The organism is Robbsia andropogonis (assembly GCF_000970345.1).
In the GTDB taxonomy this organism is placed as follows: domain Bacteria; phylum Pseudomonadota; class Gammaproteobacteria; order Burkholderiales; family Burkholderiaceae; genus Robbsia; species Robbsia andropogonis.
On record NZ_LAQU01000001.1, the window covers coordinates 106,111 to 131,488 of the forward strand.

At 61.2% G+C, this 25,378-nt stretch carries 26 protein-coding genes and 1 other RNA gene; 10 read left to right on the top strand and 17 right to left on the bottom strand.

Translation table 11 applies throughout. The features are described 5' to 3' along the window. Positions 1–7 precede the first annotated feature (7 nt). Together ruvB and WM40_RS00490 are read left to right on the top strand one after the other, a co-directional pair. The gene (ruvB, locus tag WM40_RS00485; RefSeq protein ID WP_024902630.1) at positions 8–1,081 is read left to right on the top strand and encodes a Holliday junction branch migration DNA helicase RuvB; all 1,074 of its coding nucleotides are present in this window, start codon (positions 8–10) and stop codon (positions 1,079–1,081) included. Further along, complete coding sequence (locus tag WM40_RS00490; protein WP_046151857.1) at positions 1,081–1,971, top strand: oxygenase MpaB family protein; 891 nt, start codon at positions 1,081–1,083, stop codon at positions 1,969–1,971. Before ruvB ends, WM40_RS00490 begins: the two co-directional genes overlap by 1 nt. Position 1,972: 1 nt before the next feature. On the opposite strand, the gene WM40_RS00495 is transcribed toward WM40_RS00490, so the two are convergent. Together WM40_RS00495 and tyrS are read right to left on the bottom strand one after the other, a co-directional pair. After that, positions 1,973–2,836, bottom strand: coding sequence for a histidine phosphatase family protein (locus WM40_RS00495; RefSeq protein ID WP_046151858.1), 864 nt, complete (start codon positions 2,834–2,836; stop codon positions 1,973–1,975). A gap of 6 nt (positions 2,837–2,842) precedes the next feature. Further along, positions 2,843–4,111, bottom strand: coding sequence for a tyrosine--tRNA ligase (tyrS, locus tag WM40_RS00500; protein ID WP_046151974.1), 1,269 nt, complete (start codon positions 4,109–4,111; stop codon positions 2,843–2,845). 151 nt (positions 4,112–4,262) lie between these two features. On the opposite strand from tyrS, the gene WM40_RS00505 reads away from it, so the two are divergent. Then, positions 4,263–4,619 carry a hypothetical protein gene (locus WM40_RS00505; protein ID WP_157685638.1) on the top strand — a complete coding sequence of 119 codons (357 nt, stop codon included), beginning with the start codon at positions 4,263–4,265 and terminating at the stop codon, positions 4,617–4,619. Between the two features lie 108 nt (positions 4,620–4,727). After that, positions 4,728–5,927, top strand: a complete 1,200-nt coding sequence (locus WM40_RS00510; RefSeq protein ID WP_036008562.1) for an anhydro-N-acetylmuramic acid kinase — start codon at positions 4,728–4,730, stop codon at positions 5,925–5,927. A 102-nt stretch (positions 5,928–6,029) separates the two neighbouring features. Here WM40_RS00510 and erpA read toward each other — a convergent pair whose 3' ends face one another. From erpA to rplM, 3 genes are all read right to left on the bottom strand, one after another. Continuing rightward, a complete protein-coding gene (gene erpA / locus WM40_RS00515) occupies positions 6,030–6,410 on the bottom strand; it encodes an iron-sulfur cluster insertion protein ErpA (protein WP_024902624.1) in 381 nt (126 codons plus the stop codon). A gap of 259 nt (positions 6,411–6,669) precedes the next feature. After that, positions 6,670–7,062, bottom strand: a complete 393-nt coding sequence (gene rpsI / locus WM40_RS00520; RefSeq protein ID WP_024902623.1) for a 30S ribosomal protein S9 — start codon at positions 7,060–7,062, stop codon at positions 6,670–6,672. Between the two features lie 12 nt (positions 7,063–7,074). Next, positions 7,075–7,503, bottom strand: a complete 429-nt coding sequence (gene rplM, locus WM40_RS00525; protein ID WP_024902622.1) for a 50S ribosomal protein L13 — start codon at positions 7,501–7,503, stop codon at positions 7,075–7,077. Between the two features lie 850 nt (positions 7,504–8,353). On the opposite strand from rplM, the gene WM40_RS00530 reads away from it, so the two are divergent. Next, positions 8,354–8,785 carry an OsmC family protein gene (locus WM40_RS00530; RefSeq protein ID WP_024902621.1) on the top strand — a complete coding sequence of 144 codons (432 nt, stop codon included), beginning with the start codon at positions 8,354–8,356 and terminating at the stop codon, positions 8,783–8,785. 65 nt (positions 8,786–8,850) lie between these two features. Here WM40_RS00530 and rnpB read toward each other — a convergent pair. Both rnpB and pyrC read right to left on the bottom strand, forming a co-directional pair. After that, positions 8,851–9,282, bottom strand: an RNA gene (gene rnpB / locus WM40_RS27600) — RNase P RNA component class A. Between the two features lie 63 nt (positions 9,283–9,345). Further along, positions 9,346–10,422 (bottom strand): dihydroorotase, encoded by a 1,077-nt coding sequence (pyrC, locus tag WM40_RS00535; protein WP_046151975.1) that lies wholly within the window; start codon positions 10,420–10,422, stop codon positions 9,346–9,348. Positions 10,423–10,845: 423 nt separating this feature from the next. Between pyrC and WM40_RS00540 the strand changes: the two genes are divergently transcribed. From WM40_RS00540 to WM40_RS29795, 3 genes are all read left to right on the top strand, one after another. Further along, positions 10,846–11,787 (top strand): class II glutamine amidotransferase, encoded by a 942-nt coding sequence (locus WM40_RS00540; RefSeq protein ID WP_024902619.1) that lies wholly within the window; start codon positions 10,846–10,848, stop codon positions 11,785–11,787. An 86-nt stretch (positions 11,788–11,873) separates the two neighbouring features. Further along, the gene (locus tag WM40_RS27510) at positions 11,874–12,527 is read left to right on the top strand and encodes a hypothetical protein (protein ID WP_024902618.1); all 654 of its coding nucleotides are present in this window, start codon (positions 11,874–11,876) and stop codon (positions 12,525–12,527) included. Positions 12,528–12,578: 51 nt separating this feature from the next. Then, a complete protein-coding gene (locus WM40_RS29795) occupies positions 12,579–12,722 on the top strand; it encodes a hypothetical protein (RefSeq protein WP_157684952.1) in 144 nt (47 codons plus the stop codon). Between the two features lie 167 nt (positions 12,723–12,889). Here the strand turns inward: WM40_RS29795 and WM40_RS00550 are convergent, their stop codons facing one another. The 7 genes from WM40_RS00550 to WM40_RS00580 all read right to left on the bottom strand — a co-directional run bounded on the left by WM40_RS00550 (position 12,890) and on the right by WM40_RS00580 (position 21,037). Beyond that, complete coding sequence (locus WM40_RS00550) at positions 12,890–13,615, bottom strand: amino acid ABC transporter ATP-binding protein (protein WP_024902617.1); 726 nt, start codon at positions 13,613–13,615, stop codon at positions 12,890–12,892. Beyond that, positions 13,612–14,292 (bottom strand): glutamate/aspartate ABC transporter permease GltK, encoded by a 681-nt coding sequence (gene gltK / locus WM40_RS00555; protein WP_024902616.1) that lies wholly within the window; start codon positions 14,290–14,292, stop codon positions 13,612–13,614. The genes WM40_RS00550 and gltK overlap by 4 nt, the downstream gene beginning before the upstream one ends. Next, on the bottom strand, positions 14,292–15,032 hold the full coding sequence (locus tag WM40_RS00560; protein ID WP_024902615.1) for an amino acid ABC transporter permease: 741 nt from the start codon (positions 15,030–15,032) through the stop codon (positions 14,292–14,294). The genes gltK and WM40_RS00560 overlap by 1 nt, the downstream gene beginning before the upstream one ends. A gap of 237 nt (positions 15,033–15,269) precedes the next feature. Further along, complete coding sequence (locus WM40_RS00565) at positions 15,270–16,163, bottom strand: glutamate/aspartate ABC transporter substrate-binding protein (protein WP_024902614.1); 894 nt, start codon at positions 16,161–16,163, stop codon at positions 15,270–15,272. Between the two features lie 346 nt (positions 16,164–16,509). After that, entirely contained in the window at positions 16,510–17,817 is a 1,308-nt protein-coding gene (locus tag WM40_RS00570) for a Glu/Leu/Phe/Val family dehydrogenase (protein WP_036008519.1), read from the bottom strand. A 271-nt stretch (positions 17,818–18,088) separates the two neighbouring features. Further along, positions 18,089–19,162 carry a LysR family transcriptional regulator gene (locus WM40_RS00575; RefSeq protein WP_024902613.1) on the bottom strand — a complete coding sequence of 358 codons (1,074 nt, stop codon included), beginning with the start codon at positions 19,160–19,162 and terminating at the stop codon, positions 18,089–18,091. A 21-nt stretch (positions 19,163–19,183) separates the two neighbouring features. After that, positions 19,184–21,037: an ABCB family ABC transporter ATP-binding protein/permease gene (locus WM40_RS00580; protein ID WP_024902612.1), complete on the bottom strand. Its 1,854-nt coding sequence runs from the start codon at positions 21,035–21,037 to the stop codon at positions 19,184–19,186. Between the two features lie 261 nt (positions 21,038–21,298). On the opposite strand from WM40_RS00580, the gene WM40_RS00585 reads away from it, so the two are divergent. Next, positions 21,299–21,643, top strand: a complete 345-nt coding sequence (locus WM40_RS00585; protein ID WP_046151976.1) for an acyl-CoA thioesterase — start codon at positions 21,299–21,301, stop codon at positions 21,641–21,643. Between the two features lie 4 nt (positions 21,644–21,647). Here the strand turns inward: WM40_RS00585 and WM40_RS00590 are convergent, their stop codons facing one another. Then, on the bottom strand, positions 21,648–22,190 hold the full coding sequence (locus WM40_RS00590; RefSeq protein ID WP_024902610.1) for a nitrate reductase associated protein: 543 nt from the start codon (positions 22,188–22,190) through the stop codon (positions 21,648–21,650). A 168-nt stretch (positions 22,191–22,358) separates the two neighbouring features. Here WM40_RS00590 and WM40_RS00595 point away from each other — a divergent pair, with 168 nt between their 5' ends. Beyond that, positions 22,359–23,264, top strand: coding sequence for a formate dehydrogenase accessory sulfurtransferase FdhD (locus WM40_RS00595; protein ID WP_024902609.1), 906 nt, complete (start codon positions 22,359–22,361; stop codon positions 23,262–23,264). Positions 23,265–23,276: 12 nt separating this feature from the next. On the opposite strand, the gene WM40_RS00600 is transcribed toward WM40_RS00595, so the two are convergent. Next, positions 23,277–24,140: an enoyl-CoA hydratase-related protein gene (locus WM40_RS00600; RefSeq protein WP_046151860.1), complete on the bottom strand. Its 864-nt coding sequence runs from the start codon at positions 24,138–24,140 to the stop codon at positions 23,277–23,279. Further along, positions 24,140–25,369 (bottom strand): acetyl-CoA C-acyltransferase, encoded by a 1,230-nt coding sequence (locus WM40_RS00605; protein ID WP_024902607.1) that lies wholly within the window; start codon positions 25,367–25,369, stop codon positions 24,140–24,142. The genes WM40_RS00600 and WM40_RS00605 overlap by 1 nt, the downstream gene beginning before the upstream one ends. Positions 25,370–25,378: the final 9 nt, after the last annotated feature.

Here is a 25,378-nt window from a genome sequence, read left to right on the forward strand (position 1 = left end):
TGCCTGAATGATCGAAACTGACAAACTCTCGGGTGACCGACTGATCTCCGCCGCGCCGGTATCGGCGCGCGAAGAGGCGTATGAACGCGCGCTGCGGCCAAAACAGCTCGACGACTATGTCGGGCAGCAAAAGGTGCGCGGCCAGCTGGAAATTTTCGTCCAGGCCGCGCGCAACCGCGGCGAGGCGCTGGACCATGTGCTGCTGTTCGGGCCACCCGGACTGGGTAAGACCACGCTCGCGCATATCATCGCGCGGGAGATGGGCGTCAACCTTCGACAAACTTCCGGCCCCGTGCTTGAGCGTGCTGGTGACCTGGCGGCGCTGCTGACGAACCTCGAACCCAACGACGTACTGTTCATCGATGAAATCCATCGATTGTCTCCCGTCGTCGAGGAAATCCTCTATCCGGCGCTCGAGGATTACCAGATCGATATCATGATCGGCGAAGGTCCCGGCGCCCGCAGCGTCAAGCTCGACCTGCAACCGTTCACGCTGGTGGGCGCGACAACGCGCGCCGGCATGTTGACCAACCCGCTGCGGGACCGCTTCGGCATTGTCGCCCGCCTGGAGTTCTATACCGCCGAGGAACTGGCGCGCATCGTGCAACGTTCGGCGGGCCTGGTCGGCGCCGGCATCGGCGCGGAAGGCGCATTCGAAATCGCACGGCGCTCGCGGGGCACGCCACGTATCGCCAATCGGCTCCTGCGACGCGTGCGCGATTATGCCGAAGTCAAGGCCGACGGGCGCATCACGCCGGAAATCGCGGACGCAGCCCTGGCGATGCTTGATGTCGACCCGGTCGGCTTCGATCTGATGGACCGCAAGTTGTTGGAAGCCATCCTGCTGAAATTCGATGGCGGTCCGGTAGGACTGGACAATCTCGCGGCGGCAATCGGCGAAGAGCGCGACACGATCGAAGACGTCATCGAGCCCTACCTGATTCAGCAGGGCTATGTACAACGCACACCGCGCGGCCGCATGGCGACATTGCTCGCCTATCGGCACTTCGGCGTGGGCATGCCCGATAGTTCGGGCACGCTGCCGCTGGAACCGTCCACGCCGCCGGCAACGGAGGACTGATGTCGGCGAGCGAGTTCCTTAGACAGCGTATCGTGCAAGGGGTAAATCAGGTCACCACCGACGCTCGCCTGCGGATCGACTATACGCAACCGCCTGGTGATCCAGGCCTCTATGGTCCGGATACGGTCTGCTGGCAGGTCCATGCCGATTTCACATCGATGCTGGTGGGCGGCGTGGCGGCTTTGCTGCTGCAGATGTTGCACCCGTTGGCATTGGCGGGCGTCTGGGATCACTCGACGTTTCGCGAAGACATACACGGTCGCCTGGGACGTACCGCGACATTCATTGCGGCCACCACGTTCGGCGGCCGTGCCGATGCGCTGGCGATGATCGAGCGCGTGAAGGCGATTCATCGTCGCGTCACCGGCATCGCACCGGATGGCCGCCCCTATGCCGCAGACGACCCGGACCTGCTGACGTGGGTACACGTTGCCGAGATGTCTTGCTTCCTGCACGCATACACCGTCTATGTAAACCCGTCATTGACCGGCGAGGAGCAGGATCGTTACTACGCCGAAACCGCGCTGGTTACCGAAATGCTGGGCGGTCGCGGCGTGCCGCGCAATCGCGCCGAGGTCGATGGCTATATCACCCGGATGCGACCCTTGCTGCGGTGTGATGAACGTACACGCGAGGTACTGGACGTGCTGATGCACGCGCCGGCACCTAACCTGGCGACGTGGCCCGCGGCCCGCTTGCTGCTGCACGCGGGACCGGATCTCTTGCCGCCTTGGGCGAAGGAAATGTTCGGACTTCAGCGGGGCGACGTACTACGTAGAATGGTCTTGCGTCCGAGTGTGCATGGCGTGGCGAAGGTCATGCGTTGGGCGCTGACCAATGGTGTGTCGAAACGCGCCCGGGCACGCGTTGCCACAGGTGATGGCGGGTAGGTCACACCCGATCGTCACGGGCCTCATCCGCGGCCATATCGGCGAGATGGGCGACATCGCCCCATGCAAGCACCTCGGCTCGGTCCTGTTCAGGCGTAGTCCCCGAATACCACCGCAACACATTGATACTGGCATTGCGTAACACGCACGCGCGCGGCACATCCAGCGGGACGCCATGCGCGAAACGGAAAGCGCAATCCAGGACCCCGCCATGCGCGACACAAGCAACCGTTCCGCCGATATGGCGACGTGCCTGCTCGCCCAATGTCCCGATCACACGCTGATAAAGCGCCCGCAGCGATTCACCGCCTTCCGGTGCGAAGTCCGGATCATGTGTGATCCAGCGCCCATAAGCGATGGGCCAACGCCGTTCGATCGTCTGCTTGTCCTGCTGTTCGAATACACCGAATGCGCGTTCACGCAATCCTGCCATATGCGTGATGGCCTTGAGAGGCGTATCCGGTGCCAAAGCCTGCAGCAGCGGCGCCGCCGTCTGTGCCGCGCGTGACAGATCACTGCTGACCACGGCCGTCAACGGCCGGACCCAGGGCGATGCGTCGCGCGGCACCGACGACGCGGGATCACCCGCGAGCACCACGTCGCCAGAGCCCCGCCCCAATGCGCCGGCGGCAAGCATATCGTCCTGCCGGACAGGGCCGGCTTTCGTCGCGGGCGGCAACCAACGCCGCACCAGCATGCGCGCCTGGGCCAGGCCGACATCGGATAGGGGGATATCGGTATGCCCCTGAATTCGTCCGGCCTTATTCCAGGCCGTTTCGCCGTGCCGTATCAGCAGCAGGATCGTCGATGACGAAGCGGACGAGGTCGGGTCAGGTATCAAGGTATCGGCGGACGGCAGCGTCATCGCGCGTCAGGCCGACAACGTCACACGTGCGAAACGACGCTTACCGACCTGCACGACGTAGGTGCCCGCATCAAGCTTCAGGGCGCGGTCGCTGATGGTGGCGCCATCCACCTTGACACCGCCCTGCTCTATATTCCGGTTCGCCTCGGTCGTCGACGGCACCAGTCCCGCCTGCTTCAGCAGTGCCGCGATACCGAGCGGTGCGCCACCCAGGGCGACGTCCGGAATATCATCGGGCACACCGCCGCGGGCACGGTGATTGAAATCCTCCAACGCGCCTTCCGCAGCCTGCTTGCTGTGGAAACGCGTAACGATCTCCTGCGCAAGCTGGACCTTGAAATCACGTGGATTACGCCCTGCCTCGGTTTCCGCCTTGAACGCGGCAATGCGCCCGAGCGACTCGAACGACAGCAGTTCGAAGTAGCGCCACATCAGCGTGTCCGAGATGCTCATCAGCTTGCCGAACATGTCGTTCGGCTTTTCGCCAATGCCGATGTAGTTGTGCTTGGACTTCGACATCTTCTCGACGCCATCGAGTCCTTCCAGCAACGGCATCGTCAAGACGCACTGCGGTTCCTGCCCATAGGCCTTTTGCAGCTCGCGGCCCATCAGGAGGTTGAACTTCTGATCAGTGCCGCCCAGTTCAAGGTCCGCCTTCAGTGCGACCGAATCATAGCCCTGCAACAGCGGATACAGGAATTCGTGAATCGAAATGGCCACGCCACCTTGAAAGCGCTTCGTGAAATCCTCGCGCTCCAGCATCCGCGCAACCGTCGATTGCGACGCCAGCTTGATCATGCCGGCCGCACCGAGCGGTTGCAACCACTCGGTGTTGTTGCGCATTTCGGTTTTCTCGCGATCCAGGACCATCGCAGCTTGCTCGAAATACGTGAGCGCATTCGAGTCTATCTGTTCCTGGGTCAGCGGCGGGCGTGTGCTGTTGCGGCCGGACGGATCACCGATCAGCGACGTGAAGCCGCCGATCAGGAAAATCACCGTGTGGCCAAGGTCCTGCAGCTTGCGCATCTTGTTGAGCACGACCGTATGGCCCAGATGGATGTCCGGTGCGGTAGGATCAAGACCGAGCTTGATGCGCAGCGGCGTGCCGCTTTTTTCCGCGCGCGCAAGTTTCTGCGCGAATTCGGCCTCGACCAGCAACTCGTCCGAGCCGCGCTTGATCTCGGCCAGCGCGTCGCGCACGGTATCGGTGAGAGGCAACGCGTCAGGAAGCGCGGGAGGGGACAGCGTGTCGGTGGAATGAGCGTCAGAATTCATGCGAAGCCAGGCAGTATCGAAAAAGCGCAACAGTCGCGCGAAAAACGGCATATCGACGTGATCGCGGCCTGGTGGTCGGTCGATGCAGGTGCAGCCCGACGGGCGGTGACACCTTCAGACCCTGGACGCGATGCCCGTCGATCGATGCGAGATGACGCGTATTGTACCGAACCCGCCGCGATTCTTCGCCCATATGAGCCGCAATCGTCTCTCGATCGGTCACACATCACCGAACGCGGAACGTGTCGTCGGATCGGACGATGTCGAATGGCAAAGTGACTTGAAAATGAAAGCCGCGTTACATGCCTTGCTCAGGACACTCACGCATTGGGAGCAGGACAAGTGGGCCGGCGCGGGGAGCGTCATCGCCCAAGCAGGTCGGCCCGCCCGATCGCCGCAAAGGCGTGCAGAACGCCGGACGGACACTTCAGCGTGCAGCGAGACGTGTACGCAGGGCGAGGCGATGGCATGGACGTCAGGAATCGGCGAGGCGAGACGAGGCGCGTAGAATACCGCTCGACGACGCGACGTTCATGGTAGCGAGCCGTTTCCTCCGCCACCGATGCCACGCGCTATCGGCTTGTTTCCGCCCCATCGATTCGCCCTCCGCCCTGCCATGCCCAGCGTAACCGACACCGTATCATCGACACGCCCACCCGCGCCGCTTATCCGCCACTTCATCGGCCTGATGTCCGGCACGAGCATGGATGGTGTCGACGGCGTGATCGCCACCTTCGGGCCCTTGTCCGCCCCGTCCAGTCCGCGCATCCTTAGCCATGCACATGTCCCGTTCGACGCGGCATTGCGCGAAGCGTTCTTTGCCCTGCAATCACCCGGCGAGGACGAAATCGCGCGGGAGGCATTCGCCACGCAGGTCCTGGCAGACGTGTACGGGTCCTGTTGCGACATCTTGCTACGCGACACCGGCCTGAGCGCGCGCGACGTCACGGCCATCGGTGCGCACGGACAGACGATCCGCCATCGGCCGGAACGGGGGTACACGCGACAAAGCAATGATCCAGCACGGCTGGCCGAGCGAACCGGCATCGACGTGGTGGCGGATTTCCGCAGCCGGGATGTTGCCGCCGGCGGGCAGGGCGCGCCGTTGGTGCCGGCCTTCCACGCGGACGTCTTTGGTGTGGACGGGCGCACGCGTGTCATCTGCAACATCGGCGGAATCAGCAACGTCTCGATTCTCGATGGACGTCACGCGGCGCGTGGTTTCGATTGCGGGCCCGGCAACGCGCTGATGGATGCCTGGGCCGAGCGCACCATCGGCACGCCCTATGACGTGGATGGGCAACTCGCGCGCGCCGGACGCGTGGACGTAGCGCTGCTGAGCGTATTGCTCCAGGAACCGTTCCTGGATCACCCGCCCCCGAAAAGCACCGGGCGCGATCTGTTCAACATCGGCTGGCTGGATGCCAAGTTGGCAAATCATGCGCGTCTGCAAGCCGCCCCACCCGCCGCTGCCGACGTGCAAGCCACGCTGACGCAATTCACCGCTATCGCTATTGCACGGGACATCGGCCGATATGCTCCCGCGTGCGATGCCGTCTACGTCTGTGGGGGCGGTGCCTGCAATCCCACACTGATGGCGGAGCTGGAAAACGCGTTGCGTGCCGTGTTCGACGCCGACGGGCGCGCACCGCCGTCGCTGCAGATCACCGATACGCTCGGTATTGACGCTCAGCAGGTGGAAGCATTGGCGTTTGCCTGGCTGGCAATGCGCTTTGTCGAGCGCCTGCCGGGCAATCTGCCTGCGGTGACCGGCGCACGGGGCCTACGCGTCCTGGGTGCTCTGTATCCGCGCTAAGGGACACCGGGGTGCCCTCCCATGCTTGTTTGACGACGCAAAAGAATAAAGGCCCCGGCACAGGGTGCCGGGGCCTTACCGATTACCGCCGACGCTGTATCGTTATACCGAGAACGACGATCCACATCCGCAGGTCGTGGTCGCATTCGGATTCTTGATCACGAACTGCGCACCGTTCAGGTCGTCCTTATAGTCGATTTCCGCACCCACGAGGTACTGGTAGCTCATCGAATCGATCAGTAACTGAACGCCATTCTTGTCCATTACCGTATCGTCCTCGTTCACTTCCTCGTCGAACGTGAATCCGTACTGAAAGCCGGAACAGCCACCACCCTGCACGAACACCCTTAACTTCAAGTCCGGGTTGCCTTCCTCTTCGATCAGCTCTTTCACCTTCCCGGCGGCCGAGTCGGTGAACACCAGGAACGTTGGGGGGGTGGCGACGGCCGCTTCCGCGACGGGCGTGTCTGTCACAGCATTCATTGATCTCTCCAGGGGATACTGCTTGTTCTGTGGCGCAGGGCCTATGCATAACCCCGATTTTAGTCCGAAGTGGCGCATCGCGGCGGATTGCGCGGGTACACCTGCCAGCGACAGGGACTTGCGGCATCAGGAAAGCAACAGCGGGACGTCAAAAACAAAAACGCCGCTGGAAGTGCCAAAGGCATCCAACGGCGTTTTCCTTAGCGTAGAGGGCAAATCCGGCAGACCGTTCCCGCCCTCCCCGCGCGCTCGATGCAAATTAACGCTTCGAGAACTGCTTCGCGCGACGTGCCTTGCGCAGACCAACTTTCTTCCGCTCGACTTCACGCGCATCACGCGTCACGAAGCCCGCAGCCGACAAAGCCGGCTTTTGCGTCGCATCGTAGTCGATCAGCGCACGGGTGATGCCGTGGCGCACGGCGCCCGCTTGACCCGTTTCACCACCGCCATGGACGTTGACCTTGATGTCGAACGTCGACAGGTTGTTGGTCAGTTCCAGCGGTTGACGCACGACCATCAGCGACGTCTCACGCGAGAAGTACTGCTCGATGGGCTTGTCGTTGACAACGATCTTGCCCGAACCCGACTTGATGAAGACACGGGCAACCGCGCTCTTGCGGCGACCAGTGCCGTTATTCCAATTTCCGATCACGGTATAGGCTCCTTAGATCTCGAGCGCCTTCGGCTGTTGCGCCGAATGCGGATGCGTACCCTCGGCGTAGACCTTGAGCTTCTTGATCATCGCGTAACCGAGGGGACCCTTCGGGAGCATGCCCTTCACGGCCTTCTCCAGCGCGCGGCCCGGGAAACGGTCCTGCATCTTGCCGAACGTCGTTTCATAGATGCCGCCCGGGTAGCCGGTATGACGGAAGTACTTCTTGTCCGTCGTCTTCTTGCCGGTTACCTTCAACTTGCTGGCGTTGACGATAATGATGAAATCGCCGGTATCGACGTGAGGAGTAAATTCAGGCTTGTGCTTCCCGCGCAAGCGGCGTGCCACTTCGCTGGCGACACGGCCGAGAACCTTATCCGTCGCGTCAATCACGTACCATTCGTGCACGACCGTTTCGGCCTTAGCAGAAAATGTCTTCATGACTGATCCAAAATAAAAAAATGCGCTCTTACGGCGCCGTCCCAGGTGTGTAGAACTCTTATCGGCCAGAGGTCTGACCGTCGTTTCCCTGCGCCTGGGCGGCGATGCATCATGCCGCGCCAACTTGCCCCGCACGGCGGAAATCCTTTGATCGATTTCCCCGCGCCGATACCGCGTCGGCATCGACATGTCACATATGCTGCCCGACCTTGCGGCCGTCCTCCCCGACGAGCTTTTATCGGAAGAGCCTGCGAGTATAACGCAATTCTTGCGTAGCGAGACGGCTTTTACCCGACAATCGACCTGACAGCGTGCGATCAACACGTCACCATGGCCCCTCGGACCGATCACCGCGGCAATACCCCATCCCTCTTGCCTGCATCGATTAGATAAAAAAATGCCCGGAAGAAAGCCCTCCGGGCGAATCCATCCACGCGACGAAGTCGGCAGCGGATGGAGGAGACAGGGGAACCCGACGCCCACGGCAGACGCCGCGCCATGACAGCACGTCGTAAATCAGCATTGCGGCGGCCCCGGCGCATTATCATCCGAGGAGCCCGCATCGCAGGGCAATTGCCCGCTAGATTCACTATAGACGCGCAAATATCACGTTACAAACATCTTTTCATAATATGAAAACTACTTTCGCATGGCGAAAAATCAAGCAGTGCAGCGATGTGAAAAGATTCATCGCGATTTCATCCATTTGCAGCACGACTGTTTATTAAACCTGGCATCTATTTGATATAACAATCACTTGTTTTTGTCGTTTCAGAGAACAAAACAAGGGCTTACACAAGCTATGATTTCTCCGGAGGTAGAATGCGCATCTAAGAGGAGTGAAGTCATAATGGAATGCAAGATCAGTTGGATGGGCCCCGAGGGTATGGCGTTCGCCGCGGAGACCGGCAGCGGACACCTGGTCACGATGGATGGCGCACCGGAAGGGGGCGGCCGAAACCTGTCACCGCGGCCAATGGAGATGCTGCTGGTGGGCACGGGCGGCTGCACCGCCTACGATGTCGTCATGATCCTGAAGAAAAGCCGTCAGGATGTGCAAGGCTGCACGGTAAAACTGGACGCCGAGCGCGCCAGCGAAGACCCGAAGGTCTTCACGAAAATCCATTTTCACTTCACCGTCAGCGGACGACATCTCGATCCGTCGAAAGTGGAACGCGCAATCAATCTGTCGCACGACAAGTATTGCTCGGCGTCCGTCATGCTGGCGCACACGGCGGCGTTGACGCATTCGTTCGACATCGTCGATTCGGCCGCGCCCTGATCGCGGGCCGGCGCGGCAAGAAAAACGCCCCACGTCTCCGGCAGGAAGCGTGGGGCGCGGAATGGGGGCAAAGTGTCCCGATAAGCCGGATTCTGTTCGCGCCGCGAAGCGCGCGACAGCCATTCATCTAGACGCACCATTGCTGATGCGCTCGAGCTCCCTACCCGCAGACCGACGGGGGCCCCGTCGTGACGCCGTTACCGGCGCCGTGCCTGCCTATTTGGAATTGCTCCGGGTGGAGGTTACCGTGCCGTCTGGGTCGCCCCAGCCGCGGTGCGCTCTTACCGCACCGTTTCACCCTTACCTGATCCGTTGCATGCGAGCATGCAACGGCCATCGGCGGTCTGTTCTCTGTTGCCCTGTTCCGCGTGTCGCCACGGATGGCCGTTAGCCATCACCCTGCCCTGTGGAGTCCGGACTTTCCTCCCCCTGCCCCCTTTCCCCGTCAACGCGTGACGATGAGAGACAACGCAGGCGGCGGCTGCCTGGAACACTTTGCGAACGGAAGTGTAGCATGCGCCCCCTTGTCATCGCCCTGCCGCGCGACACAGGCGCTCCGATCAAAACAGCTTCCAGCGTAGCGTTTCACCGGCGCGCAACGGCACCACAGCGCTCTGATCCTTGCCATAAACGGCAGGCAAGGTCCACGATTCGCGACGCAACGTCACCTTATCCGTATTGCGCGGCAGTTCGTAAAAATCAGGCCCGTGAAAGCTGGCGAATGCCTCCAGTTTGTCCAATGCACCGGCGTCCTCGAACGCTTCCGCATACAGTTCCATCGCGTGTGGGGCGGTAAAACATCCGGCGCAACCACACGCGTTTTCCTTTGTGTCCTGCTGGTGCGGCGCACTGTCCGTACCAAGGAAGAAACGCGGATTACCGGACGTGGCGGCGGCGACCAGCGCAACACGGTGCGTTTCGCGCTTCAACACCGGCAGGCAGTAATAATGGGGCCGCACGCCACCGGTGAAGATCGCGTTACGGTTAAACAACAGGTGCTGTGGCGTGATCGTCGCGCCCAGCGTGCCGGGCAACGCGTCGGCGTCCCGCACGTACTCCGCCGCTTCCTGGGTAGTGATATGCTCGAACACCACCTTCAATGCAGGATGCCGCTTGCGTAGTGGGATCATCACCTCATCGATGAACACCCGCTCGCGGTCGAACAAGTCGACATCCGCATGCGTGACCTCCCCATGCACCAGCAGCGGCAAGCCGGCTTCCTGCATCGCATCCAATGTCTTTGCGCATTTCGCCAGATCCGTCACGCCAGCGTCCGAATTCGTTGTCGCACCGGCCGGATAGAGCTTCAGCGCATGGACGATGCCGCTATCGCGCGCGCGGCGAATTTCGTCCGGTGGCGTGTTGTCGGTCAAATACAACGTCATCAGCGGTTTGAACGATGCGCCGGTCGGCAGCGCGGCGACGATCCGGTCATGGTAAGCCTGGGCCAGCGCCGTGGTGGTGACCGGAGGCTTCAGGTTCGGCATGATGATCGCGCGACCGAATTGGCGTGCCGTATGCGGCAGAACCTCGGCCAGCATGACGCCGTCCCGGACATGCAAGTGCCAGTCGTCGGGTCGGGCGATCGTCAGGGAAGTCAACACCGGGGCAGCGGTCGACGAGGAAGCGGAAGGCATGGTGGGAGCGGCAGAAGTCATGGCGGCGTCGGTCGGAAAAATCGGCTTGTTTGCTGGATGACACGTTTATCGCGAACGGCGGGCGGGCGCGGGCGAAATGCGGATGTTCCGGGCACGACAAACGTCCGGCGCCACCCGCGCGATCAATCGCGCGATAAGATTCGTCCCGGGACGCTGTTGCCGCCCCGCCGCATTTTGCCGCGATTGCTCGCAACTACTTTTCTATGAACTTTTAAGACAATCGTCGCAATGCTATGCTTGGCTCGTCGTTTGTTCGGGCGCCGAGGCAAGACAAAGCGCGCCTATTGTACCAACGTCTCACCGCGTCGGTCAGCCCAGGCAAGCGCAACGGCGTCCGATTGGGTCCATGCGCCATGGACCGCTTTTACTTGATTGTCCGCGGCTGAAGGAGCCGCCAGCCTTATGTGTGAGCTCTTGGGTCTGAATTGCGCGACGCCCACGGATGTGCGCTTCTCGTTCACCGGATTTGCCGCGCGCGGCGGTATCACGGACCACCATGCGGACGGCTGGGGCATTGCCTTCTTCGAGGAAAAAGCGTGTCGGCTGTTCATCGACCACCAGTCGTCGTGTCAGTCACCTGTCGCGGAATTGGTAAAACGCTATCCGATCAAGTCGAAGAACACGATCGCGCATATCCGTAAAGCCACCCAGGGCGCGCCGATGCTTGAAAACTGCCACCCTTTCATGCGCGAATTGTGGGGACGCCACTGGATCTTCGCGCACAACGGTGACCTGAAAGACTACGCGCCTTCGTTGACAGGATTTTACCAACCGGTTGGTGGCACGGACAGCGAGCTGGCCTTTTGCGAAATGCTCGAAGGATTGCGGCGGCGCTTTCCCGGCGACCAGCCGCCGTTGGATGAGGTGTTCGATGCGGTTGCCGAGATCACGGCGGGTATCAGCCAGCATGGCTCATTCAACTTCCTGATGTCGAACGGCCAGGCCATGTTCGCGCACTGCTCGACGCACCTGCAATACCTCACGCGCCAATGGCCCTTCTCGACCGCCCATCTGGTGGACGAGGACATGTCGATCGATTTCGCGCAATACACTACACCGGAAGACCGTGTAACCGTCATCGGTACATTGCCATTGACCGACAACGAAGTGTGGACCGCGTTTTCGCCGGGCGATCTGTTCCTGTTCCGCGACGGCGAGCGGATCACCTCACGCCGCCTTGCCGTCCCCCCCGCGGTGCTGGAAGTTGCGGCACGGCCGCGTGAACGCCACCCCTCCGAAGCCGCGACATTGCCCCGCGCGGCGATGACCTTTCCCGCCATGCTGCCGTTCCGCGCGGCCTTGTCGCTCGACGATCAGGATGATCGCGCCGTCGCCGGAAGCTGAACGTATCCACGCCCGCCAATTGGCATGGACAATGCGCGCGACCGCTTAGCGGCGAGGCGCGGCCATCTCCGTCGCCGACTTGACGCATGACCGATGGTTCAGTGGCGGTTATTTGCAACACGATGCGGCAGTCCGTGCCGGTTGTCTCGCTGGCGCCACACCGGGGCCACCATGCCATCGTGCGCCCCCCTTTTTTCGCCATCACCGCACTTTTCCCTCAAGATCCGACTATGGCAAGCCGTTATGGCTTACAAGGCATGCCGACGATGCCGCTCATTGTGATCGCACAGGATGCAGTTATGGATGTGACGAACGCCCCCGCAGCCAGTACGGCCAGCGTGGCCAGCAGCAAGCGCAAGGACCCGGACGCAAAAGCGGCCGGGTCCTCGGACACGCCTTCCAAAACGTCGGCAGCGGCCAGCAGCAAGGTGTCGCTATCATCCGCCGCGAAAGCTGCCCACGAAACGGAACAAGCGCATGCCGCAAAGTCCGTGGACAAAGCCTCCGGGTCAACGGTAGGCGTGAAGTCGGCAAACGACGCAGCCGCAAGCGAAGAGAAAAAAGCAGAGAATGCCGCGGCAGACGCGAAGGATGGGTCTGCATTGAAATCGCTCGCCTATGGCACCTTGGGCCTGCAAAGCCCGGAAGAGGCCAAGGAGAACACTGATTCCTGGTACTCGGCGGGCAAATGGGTAGGCGCGGCCATCACCGTTGGTGGAATCGTATCGCTGCTGCTGTAACGCCCCGGTAGCCACGCGCGGCCGTGGGCAATCAACGATGCAGGAAACATCATGCGTAAAATTGTATTGATCATCGGCACCGTTGCTGCGCTGGGCACACAAGGCTGTGCCACGAATTTCCAGACATTCCTGACCGGCGCGGTCGTCGGTGGTGCGCTCGTGGGCGCGTCTCAGTGTTCGCGCTTCTGCTATTAACGCAGCCGTGGCCCCGTCGATTCGCCCAGCGATCTCGTCTGACGCAGCCTTCCGCCATCAATGCGCTGCGCGGCTTGACCCCTGATGATAAAGGGCCGCGGGACGGGCGGGCACCTGGCCCTTCCTCTCCCGCGGCCCTTACGCCGCGCAGTATGGTTGCTTAATGCTTAGTGGAGGATTTTCGCGAGGAAATCCTTTGCGCGATCCGACTTCGGACTATCGAAGAACGCTTCCTTACGGTCGTCCTCGACAATCAAGCCCTGATCCATGAAGATCACGCGATGGGCGACCTTGCGAGCGAATCCCATTTCATGGGTTACGCACATCATCGTCATCCCTTCCTGCGCCAACTCCACCATCACATCGAGCACTTCATTGATCATTTCAGGATCGAGCGCTGAAGTCGGTTCATCGAACAGCATCGCGATCGGGTCCATGCATAGCGCTCGGGCGATCGCCACGCGCTGCTGTTGACCGCCCGACATCTGGCCCGGAAACTTGTCCGCATGTGTACGCAGGCCCACGCGATCGAGCAGCTTCAACGCTTTCTGCGTGGCTTCGTCACGGCCCCGACCGAGTACTTTCACCTGCGCCAGCGTCAGGTTCTGCGTGATCGACAGATGAGGGAACAGTTCGAAATGCTGGAACACCATGCCGACACGGGCACGCAGCTTCGACAGGTTCGTCTTTTTGTCGGTCACCGATGCTCCGTCGATCAGAATCTCGCCCTGCTGGATCGGCTCCAGACCATTGACGGTCTTGATCAACGTTGACTTACCGGAGCCGGACGGCCCGCAGACAACGACAACCTCGCCCTTCTTCACTTCCGTCGAACAGTCGGTCAGCACTTGAAACTGGCCATACCACTTCGACACGTCCTTCATTACGATCATCTGCTTACCCCTTTTTGCATCCGTTTGACGAGCGTCGACGCGATTACTGAAACCACGAAGTAGCAAGCGCCCGCAAACAATACCATTTCGACCATCGTACCGTCGCGGTCACCAATATTCGTGGAGGTACGGAAGAAATCGGCCAGACCGATCACGTACACAAGCGATGTATCCTGGAACAATACGATCCCCTGCGTCAGCAACAACGGCACCATCGCCCGGAACGCCTGCGGCAACACGACATACCGCATTGATTGCGTATAGGTCAGGCCGAGCGCCGACGAAGCTTGCACCTGACCGCGCGCCACGCTCTGCACGCCCGCCCGGATAATTTCCGAATAATAAGCGGCCTCGAACAGCGAGAACGCCGTCATCGCCGACACAAAACGGATATCAACCGAGGGCGACAGACCAAACACCGACTGCAGCAGTTGCGGCACCAGCAGGAAGAACCACAACAGCACCATCAGCAACGGGATGGAACGGAACAGCGTGACATAGATTGATGCGAACCAGGCCAGGGGCTTTACCGGCGACAGGCGCATCAACGCAAGCACCGTGCCCCACAGGATGCCGACGACGATCGCGCAGACCGTGATCTCGAACGTCACGACCGCACCATGCCACAGCGTGTTGAGCGACGCGGGAATGGAAGACCAATCGAATTCGTGATGCATTACTTGCCTCCCAGGTAGCCAGGCAGGCGCGTCCGTTTCTCGACCCAGCGCATGAAGGCCATCACGATCATATTGATAAGGAAATACGTGGCGGTCACGACGATGAACGACTCATACGGTTGCGCCGTGTAATCCACGAGCTGCCGCGCCTGCGCCGACAGCTCAAGCAGCCCGATCGTGGACGCGACGGCCGAGTTCTTGAAGATGTTCAAGAATTCGGACGTCAGCGGCGGCACGATCAAGCGGAACGCCACCGGCAGCAGCACATGACGATACGCCTGTGGCTGGGTCAGACCCAGTGCATACGCGGCATTGCGCTGACCACGCGGCAAGGCCTGCACGCCGGAGCGGACCTGCTCGCAAACACGCGCGCCGGTAAACAAGCCAAGACAGATGATGCTGGACGAGAAGAACTGAATAGTGGGGTCCAGTTGCTTGAACCAATCGCCCCATGCCTTTGGCAACAGCTCGGGAATCACCAGATACCAGATGAAGAATTGAACGATCAGCGGGATGTTACGAAAAATCGCCACGTAAACCGTACCGATTGCAGGTAACCATCGCCCCTGCACTGTGCGCATGACGCCAAAGAACGATCCGCAAATCAGCGCCAGCACCCACGCCGATAGCGACAGCTCCACGGTAACCGCCAATCCCGACAGCATCCACCCAAAATAGGTGGTGGGCTCGCCGGTAGAAACCGGGCTCGCCAGGACGCCCCAGTTCCAGTGATAAGCCATGGTGAACTCCAGAACAAGAAAAAAACCGGTTGCCTACGCAAACCGTACGCAACTTGCACGACAAAACACGCGCTCTATATAACAAAAGGCCCGCAGCGCGCGGGCCCTTCCATTGTCCATGATCCAGCCTGTTAAACCATGGTCGCAATAGGTGCGAATTTTCCGAATTGCCAACCGTCACCGCAAGCGGAACTTTACACGAGTGTAAACTGCGTGCAACGCCAGCAAAAAAACAATTTACTGGAAGGCTTTGTCGTTGGGTGCCTTGAACAACGCTTTCATGTCATCGCTCAACATGAAGTTCAGGTTCAGGCCCTTTGGCGGAATCGGTTGCTCGAACCAGGTGTGATACCACTTCAGAGCGTCGCCATCGGTCTCAGCCTTCGAAATCACCTTGTCGGCCAGCGCCTTGAAACCCGGATCGTCCTTGCGAATCATGCAGCCATACGCTTCGTTCGATTGCGGCTTGCCGACGATTACCCAGTTGTCCGGCTTCTTCGCCTTCGCGCGTTCACCGGCCAACAACGCGTCATCCATCATGAACGCGACGGCCCGGCCCGTTTCCAGCGTCAGGAACGAGTCACCGTGATCCTTAGCGCTGATAATGCGCATACCCATGTTCTGGTCCGCGTTCATCTTGCGCAGCAATGCTTCCGACGTCGTACCGGCCGTGGTGACCACGTTCTTGCCCTTCAAGTCATCAAAGTCCTTGATGCCGGAATCCTTGGCCGTCAGCAGACGCGTGCCAATCACGAAGAATGTATCCGAGAATGCGACCTGCTTCTGCCGCTCCAGATTGTTCGTGGTCGAACCGCACTCGAAATCGATCGTGCCGTTCTGCAGCAGCGAGATGCGATTTTGCGACGTGATCGGGATCAGCTTGACCTGCAGGTTCGGCAACTTCAATTCCTTCTTCACCTCCGCGACAATCGCGTTGGAGAAGTCCTGTGCGTAGCCGACAACCTGTTGCTTGTCATCGTAGTAGGAGAAAGGAATCGACGACTCGCGGTGCCCAACCGTAATGATCCCGTCTTTCTTGATCTTATCCAGCGTGGCACTGGATTGCGCATTCGCGCTTCCGGTAATGGCGCCCAAAACGCACAATGCGAGCGCGATTTTCGTGATTTTCATTGCCCTGATCTCCTTGCGGTGTGTCGATTCTGCTGTCAGTTGACAGATGTGCGGCGCGCGCGGGCGATGCACAGACACATGCGCCGCAACGTCAAACACCTGTTCATATTTGCTCCGCCTTGCTGCTAGCTGACGAATGCACTGCATTTATATAACAACACGTGCCGTGCCCGCAACGAGTTCACAGATTCTCGTCGCATAGAATATGCCGCGAAAAAGCCCGTGCAATGTGTTTCAACACATCACGCGGGCTTTCGATATCAGAGATAACTACACGCGGCTGCAGCACCGATGCAACACCAAATAACGTATCGCAATGGTTCGGACACCGGGGTCTTTCGGAAAATTACGGATAAAGACCCCGCATTTCGCGTGCTTGCAGGATGCGCGTACAGGCAACAATGTACGCCGCGGTGCGGATTGTCACCGATTTGTCCTGCGCTACATGCCAGACCGAGGAGAAGGCCTCCCGCATGATACGGTCCAGCCGTTGATTGATTTCGTCCTCGTCCCAGAAGAAGCTCGAAAAATCCTGCACCCATTCGAAGTAGCTGACAGTTACCCCGCCTGCGTTGGCGACCACGTCCGGCACGACGAGTACCCCATTCTCGCGAAGGATGTCGTCCGCTTGCGGTGTTGTCGGGCCATTGGCACCTTCGACGACAATGCGCGTCTTGATCTGACCCGCGTTTTTCTCGGTGATCTGTCCTTCCAGGGCGGCCGGAATCAGGATATCGGTCTCGATCTGCCAGAACGCCTCACGCTCGCGCAACGTTTCGATACCGGCATCCGCGCCGGCTGCTTCGGCGAAACCCGCCACCCCGCGGTGCTGCTCGACGTGCGCGGCCAAGGCACGCGCATCCAGTCCTTTCGGCGCATACAGCGTACCTGTGTGATCCTGGACCGCGATGATCTTCGCGCCGGCGTCCTGGAACAGCCTGGCAGCCACGCCGCCCACATTCCCGAAGCCCTGCACCGCAATACGCGCACCGTTCAGATCCAGGCCGATCTTCGTCGCCGCTTCACCGGCGACAACGAACACGCCACGGCCCGTCGCATCGCGGCGGCCGAGGCTACCGCCCAACGAAATGGGCTTGCCGGTAACCACGCCCGTCGCCGTATGGCCCTGGTTCACCGAATAGGTGTCCATCATCCACGCCATAATCTGTTCGTTCGTGTTGACGTCCGGCGCGGGGATATCGGTGTTCGGCCCGATGATGTTGTTGATCTCGCTGGTGTAACGGCGCGTCATGCGCTCCAGCTCGCCCCGCGACAGCGTCCGCGGGTCCACGCGAATACCGCCCTTCGCACCGCCATAGGGGACGTTGACGGTGGCGTTCTTCACGGACATCCACGCCGCCAGCGACATCACTTCGCTGAGCGTCACGTCCTGGTGGAACCGCACGCCACCTTTACCAGGGCCCCGCGAGACATTGTGCTGCACACGATAACCCTCGAAATGGGCAATCGTGCCGTTGTCGAGTTCGATCGGCACATCGACGATCATGATGCGTTTCGGCCGCTTCAGTGTCTCGACCCATCGACTCAGCGTCCCCAAATAGGGCGTGACGCGATCAACCTGCTCGAGATAACTGCCCCAGGGACCCAGATCTTCCGCGCTGAGATACGAGGGGGTGCGATGACCTTCTGACATGGCGGCTGCTCCGCATTAAGTAGTTGATGACTGCACTCTAGAACCGACGAAATCGCGTTGCAAATGCCGAAGCGTCATTTATCCATGCATTTTTTGCATAACCCCTGAAAAGCTTTGCAAAACAGCAGGTCACCCGCATTTTTCGGACAAGTGATGCATTGCCATTGCTATCAGTCTTTCAGACAAGATCCCTTATTTTCATCGTAATCCAGGATAACTCCCACCTTACTCTACACAGATCGCGGCAAATCTCATCTGTATTTCCGACCTTTCAGACACCCTCGGGGTGATCCAGCAACCGCTGAGCGGCCTCCCAGACAGCGTCGCGCAACGCCCGGCGTTGCCCGTCGACATCGGCAAGGGTATCTCGGTACAGACGAATTTCCATCGTGAGTGTCCATGGGCCCGCCACGTTGCTGTTGCCAGGAACGTCCCCCAGCGGCACCAGCCGGCCATCGGCCAACGCGTCGGCCGCCGCGCTATGAGGTAGAAACGCGATACCGTGTCCGGCGACCGCCATTACTTTAAGCCCCTCCGCCATATCGGTCTCATATATCCGGTCGAGATACAACGGCTGGGTCGCCCGTGAAAGCAGTACTTCGGTCATGCGGCCAAGATATGCATCAGATGCATAAGCCAGATACGGCACAGGATGGGTTGGACTCCCGGGCAACGTAAAACGCGGTGTGAGCCGCCCCGTTCGTGCGCCCCCTGCACTGGCCACCGAGGCGGACACCTCGGGCGGCCCGGCAGCACAGAACAGTCCGATGGTCTCCGTGCCCAGTGTCAACTGGGCATAACGCCGGGGATCGAGCGCAACCGGGTGACTGGGATGGTGGTACCCCATGATCAGGTCGCAGCCGCCTTCAGTCAACGTCAGCACGGCGTCGTGAACGTTCAGCGCACGCAATCGCGCGTGCAACGGCCCGGACGGCGGCGGGATCGGCGGCTTCCCATCGGCGGCTGGCGCGCTCGGCGTGACGACGCCGCGCGCCAGCAAGGCATCGATACGCTGAATCCATTGCGGAAAGAAGGTAAGCGACAGCGTATGCGGTACGGCGAAATCAAGCGTGGTTGCGCTCAGTACACCTTGCCCCCGTAGCAAGGTGCGGGCTTCTCGCGCCTGGTTGAGTAACGCCAATGCCTGCGCATGGAAGATATTGCCTGCCTGGGTCAGTCGCGTGGGATAACCGGAGCGATCGATCAACTCAGCGCCCAACCAGGCTTCCAGGGCCTGGATACGACGCGAAAACGCCGGCTGCGTCACGTGCCGCAATGCCGCGGAGCGGCTGAAACTGCGGGTTTCCGCCAGCGAGATGAAGTCCTCGAGCCATTTGGTTTCCATCGTGTCCCGTCTCGCGTTACGTTATGCCGGTTCGTCGTGCGATTGCAGCCGCCACATCTGCGCATACAGGCCGTTTGCCGCGAGCAGATCCGCATGGGTGCCACGCTCGACGACACGCCCGGCATCCATCACGAGGATCTGCTGTGCACCCACGACCGTGGATAGGCGGTGCGCGATCACCAATGTCGTGCGACCGCGCGCGACCCGATCGAGCGCCTGCTGGATCGCGCGTTCGGCACGAGAGTCCAATGCCGACGTGGCTTCGTCAAGAATCAGGATCGGCGGATTCTTCAATAGCGTTCGCGCGATGGCGACCCGTTGCTTCTCGCCTCCGGAGAGCTTCAGACCTCGCTCCCCCACCGGCGTATCGTACCCTTTGGGCAAACTCTCGATAAAGTCATGGACCTGCGCGTCCCGCGCCGCCGCGATCACCTCGTCGCGACTGGCGCTCGGACGGCCGTAGGCGATGTTGTAGTAGATGGAGTCATTGAACAGCACGGTATCCTGCGGCACGATACCGATGGCCGCACGCAGCGATTGCTGCCGGACCGTCCGGATATCCTGGCCATCGACGGTGATCCGGGTACCCGCCTCCGCGTCGTAGAAACGGAACAGCAACCGCGCCAGCGTCGATTTTCCTGAGCCGCTGTGTCCGACAATCGCCGTGGTCGTTCCCGCCGGCACCGTGAAACAGACGTCATGCAGTATCGTCCGGTCGGACTGATAACCGAAGCGGACGTGATCGAACACGACCGTCGCGCCCAAGGGGCCATGCAATGCCAATGCGGGGGCATCCGGGAAATCGGCGATCTCGCGTTGCTCGGCGGTCAACGTAAACATCCGATCCATGTCCGCCAACGCTTGTTTCAGCTCGCGATAAATGACGCCAAGAAAATTCAACGGCACATACAGTTGCAACATGAAGGTGTTGATCAGGACAAGGTCGCCCAGCGTCTGGCGTCCCGCCATCACCTCGCCGGTTGCATGCCATAGAATCAGCACGAGTCCGATCGAGATGATCACCTGCTGTCCAAAATTCAACATCGACAACGTTTTCTGAGATCTGACCGCCACGGCGCGATATTGACGCAGGTGCGCATCGTAGCGCGCCGCCTCGAAATCCTCGTTGTTGAAGTACTTCACTGTCTCGTAATTCAACAGGGAATCGATCGCGCGGGTGCTCGCCTTGGATTCCAGCTCGTTAACCGAACGACGCAGCGCGGTGCGCCAGGCGCTGACCTTGATCGTGAATACGACGTAAGCAAGCAATGCGAAAAACGTCACCGCCGCGTAATACACTTCGTAGCGCGTGATGAAGATGACGATGACCAGCGTGATTTCGATCAACGTCGGCAGAATACTGTACAACGAGTATTGCAGCACCTGCTGGATACCGCGCGTCCCGCGATCGATGTCGCGCGTCATGCCGCCCGTCTGCCGATCCAGGTGGAATCGCAAGGAAAGGCCATGCAGGTGCCGGAAGACCTGTAGCGAGATATCGCGAACAACCTGCTCGGTGACGCGAGCAAACAGCAATTCGCGTAATTCGGTGAACAGCGACGTGGAGAGTCGTACCACCGCGTAGGCGATGACCAGCAGCCCGATGCCGCCAGCGAGGATGATAAGCGGCGCATGCGCTTGCCGCCCCACGGCAACCAGCGTATGGGAGGCGGACAATCTATCGACGATCGACTTCAACAACAACGGCACACCAAGGTTTGCAACCTTCGCCAGGATCAGGCAGCTCAACGCCAGCGTGATGCGAAGCGAAAATCCCGACAGGTAGGGCAGCAGCGAGCGCAGCGTCTGGAAATCGCGCCGCGACGAATCGGCCAGCGAGGCGGCATCAGGGGAGAAAGTAGAAGAACGACGCATCGAGAACGAAAGAATGGAGCGGACTTACAATAGCGGACATTCGCGTACGGTCCGTCATTGTCACTGACAGCCCGCATCTTACAGAACGGCTTTTCATTCAAAACAACGATGACCGAACAATACAACGCTTCCGCCGGCGACGGCGCGGGCCAGACAGGGGTCTCACCCGCCTCGGGCGGCAATGCGGTGCCTGTCAGCGGCAACGACGAGACGCACGGCTTCCCCGCGCATCGCGAGACCAGCCAACCCACCCTGCGGGTCATGGCCCGCCCATCCGATGCCAATATTTACGGTGACGTGTTCGGCGGCTGGATCATGTCCCATGTGGACATCGCCGCTTCCCTGGTCGCGGCTCGCCGCGCAAACGGGCGTGTGGTGACGGTTGCGGTGAATTCCTTCGTTTTCAAGCAGCCGGTCTTCGTTGGTGATCTGCTCAGCTTTTACGCGGATGTCGTGCGCACGGGCAGAACGTCGATGACCATCGATGTCGAGGTATTCGCGCAACGGATGCATGCTCCGAACAACGTCGTGCGCGTGACGGAAGCCAGCCTGACGTTTGTCGCAACCGGTGACGACCGGCGGCCTCGCCCTATCCCGCCGCTCTAAACACTCACGCCAGGCCGAATTCCCGTAGCGCGGGCAAGAAATCATGGTTGGATTTTGGCTTGCGCGACAGCTTTTCCAACGCATAACGCTGGAATCGCGACAACGCGCCCCATTGTTGCAAGGTCAATTCCGGGACAGAAGCTAATCCGCACTGCGCCAATACGGCCTCGGGTACAGCCGTGACGTCGTCGCCCGGCATGGGCCGCATCGGTGGCGTGCGTTCGATCGGCTCGCGCAAGTGTCGCGCGGCCAGGGCCACGAGCGCGGTATCGAATGCCGCGGACGACGCGTCCGGCGCGGCACCCTCGTGCGCAAGCGCGGCGGCAACATCGGCGGGCGCATCGGCAAGCACCGGAAAAGTTGCCAGCGTCACCCGGTCGGCATGGGGAAACGCCTGCCACTGCGCGAGCGACAAACGCCAGCCGCAGCGGTCCAGGTGAAAGCGAACGCTCAGCGGGATATACGTAAAATCCTCGCACGATGGCTGTTCGAACGCGAATAGCTGCGGCGCGCCGGCGAGGTGATCCGAGTGACGGTGGCTGTTCATGTTCCCACGATAGCATGATCGTCCCACTCCACACTGTACCGTGGGGCCTGGGCGGTACAGTGATTGCTTGCTCGAGGCCACTATCCCGCTGGATTGGGAATGTTGCATGATAGCGTATGGTCGATGGCATGCCATCGACCAGCCCTTCCCGCACCCGAGACAGGCAGCATGATCAAATCAGATCCGAGCGAACGCGACCCATCCCCGAGCGCGGGCTGGCGCGCGCTGGACGTCGCGCGTCATCGCGGTGGCGCGAGCGTTGCCGCACGGGACGATATTGCCGAGGAATGGCCTGTCGCGCTGGTATACAACGGTATTTCCCATGCCGTCATGATGACCACGCCACGCGACCTGGAGGCGTTCGCGGCCGGTTTCTCACTGAGCGAAGGCATCATCACCGACGTCGCGGATATCCGCGACATTGACACCACGTTTTACGAAGACAGCGCCGAGATCCGCATCGACATCCTGCAGTCGGCCTTTGTCAAGTTGAAGGAAAAGCGGCGCGCGATGACCGGCCGGACCGGTTGCGGTATTTGTGGCGTTGAAAGCCTCGACCTGCTGGACCTTGATCCGGAGCCGATAGACGCATGCCGACCACGTCATCATGGCCACGCGGCCAATGCCGCGGCGCCCGCCGAGGCGGCCCCGATTGCAGACATGGTGACCGACGCCGCGATCCAATGTGCGGCGGCCGCATTACGTGCGCATCAGCATTTGATGCACCGCACGGGCGGGGTACACGCCGCCGCCTGGTGCAGTCCGGAAGGCACGCTGCTGGCGGTATTCGAGGACGTGGGCCGGCATAACGCCATGGATAAGCTGATCGGGCGACTGGCGCTCGATCGCGTCGATTTCGGGTCGGGGTTCGTGTTTCTATCGAGCCGGGGGAGCTACGAATTGGTCCGTAAGGCGGCGCGAATGCGGATCCCGATGCTGGCGACCATTTCCGCGCCCACCACGTTGGCGGTACGGATCGCCCGCCAGGCCGGCGTGCGGCTGGCGAGCTTCTGCCGTGATGACGGCTTCGTGGACTATACCACCGTGGCCGGCGTCACTCTGGCGCGGGACTGAGCGGCCTTCTGGTCAGGCACGTCTGGCTTTCCCGCCGCTCGCGGCGAGGATGCGTTCCTGCGCCGCAGGTGTCTGGAGCAGCCGGGCAAACACATCGGCTTCGATCGTGATCTGCCGCGCGGTTGAGGCAACGCCGGCGGGAGCGTCCGATTCACAGGGCTTCATTAGCGCCTTCGTTGCCTGCACCGCCTCCCGGGGCAGCATCGCGAGCTTACGCGCCAATGCCAGCACATGGCTTTCCACGGTATCGGCGGGCAGCACTTCGCTCACTACCCCATATGCCAGCGCCTGAGCCGAATCGAAGGGTTCGCCCAGCAACAGCAACCGGGCGGCGCGTTGATACCCGACCAGTCGCGGCAGCAACAGGCTGGCGCCCGCTTCAGGACATAGGCCAAGCGCCGTGAAAGGCAGCGCAAATCGCGCATCATCGCCAGCACATACAATGTCGCAATGTAGGAGCATCGTCGTGCCGATACCCACCGCCGGGCCGCGTACGGCCGCCAGCAACGGCTTGCGCATCCGGTTCAACGTATCCAGAAAAGCAAGCACCGGCTGCAAGCCGACCGTGATGTCCGATGCATCCGCGGCGGTGACGGCGTGATGGGCATCAGGCCCATTCGATGGACCCCGGGCAGCGAAGTCCGACAGGTCGTTGCCCGCGGTGAACGCCGCGGTGCCGTCATGCTCGGAACCGGCCACGACAACGACCTTGACCGTCTCGTCGGCTTCTGCCTCGCGCAGCGCCGTGGCCATCGCGCGATACATCGCCAAATTGATCGCGTTGCGCTTCGCCGGGCGATGCCAGCGCAAAACGCGCACCGCACCCGCCGACGCCGCGTCGGACTCGACGCGGATACCTTCCTCCCCGGTAGTCATCAAACCCGCTCCAGGATGCCGGCGGCGCCCATGCCGGTTCCCACGCACATGGTGATCATCCCGTAGCGTTGCTTCGTCCGCTGCAAGCCGTGAACGAGGGTTGCCGCGCGCACGGCACCGGTCGCCCCGAGTGGATGCCCCAGCGCGATGGCGCCGCCGAGTGGATTGACGCGCGTCGGGTCCAGGTCGAGGTCCCGTATCACCGCCAGCGCTTGCGCGGCAAACGCCTCGTTCAGCTCGATCCAGTCCATATCGGACTGCGCCAGCCCCGTGGCGCGCAATACCGCGGGAATCGCTTCCTTCGGTCCGATACCCATCACGTCCGGCGCCACCCCGCGCACGGAGAAGCCGACGAAGCGTGCCAGCGGCGTCAGGTTGAACAGCTTCAACGCGCGCTCGGATACCAACACCAGCGCGGCCGCGCCGTCGGACATCTGCGAACTGTTGCCGGCGGTCACCGAGCCCTTTGCCGCGAACACCGTCTTCAACTTCGCCAGCCCTTCCAGCGACGTATCGGCGCGCGGCCCCTCGTCAGCGCGCAGGACGCGGGTATCCAGCCGCACCGTGGCACCCTCGAATTCCGGGGACCGGGTCACCACATCGATCGGCGCGATCTCGCGCTCGAACGCGCCTGCTGCCTGCGCGGCCAATGCACGGCGATGCGACTCCACCGCGAACGCATCCTGATCCGCGCGACTGACGTTCCAGCGCTCGGCCACCCGTTCGGCCGTCAAGCCCATGCCGTAGGCAATCGCGACATCCTCATCGCGCACATAGACCTGCGGGTTGATCGATGGCGTGTTGCCCGTCATGGGCACCATGCTCATCGACTCGACACCACCGGCGATCATCACATCGGCTTCCCCCACGCGAATCCGATCGGCCGCCATTGCCAGCGCGCTCAAGCCCGAGGCGCAGAAACGGTTGACCGTAATGCCGCCCACCCGTTGCGGGAGGCCCGCCAGCAACACACTCGATCGGGCCACGTTCAAGCCCTGTTCGCCTTCCGGCATCGCGCAGCCAACGACCGCGTCCTCGATCGCTTGCGGGTCCAGCGATGGCACCTGTGCGATAGCGCTGCGTAATGCATGCACCAGCAGGTCGTCAGGCCGGGTGAAGCGCAGTGCGCCGCGTGGTGCCTTGCCGATGGGGGTGCGGACTGCCGCGACGATATAGGCATCCTGCAGCTGGCGCGCGCCGCCCGATCGTTGTTGATTGAAGGTTGTCATTCGTCTCGC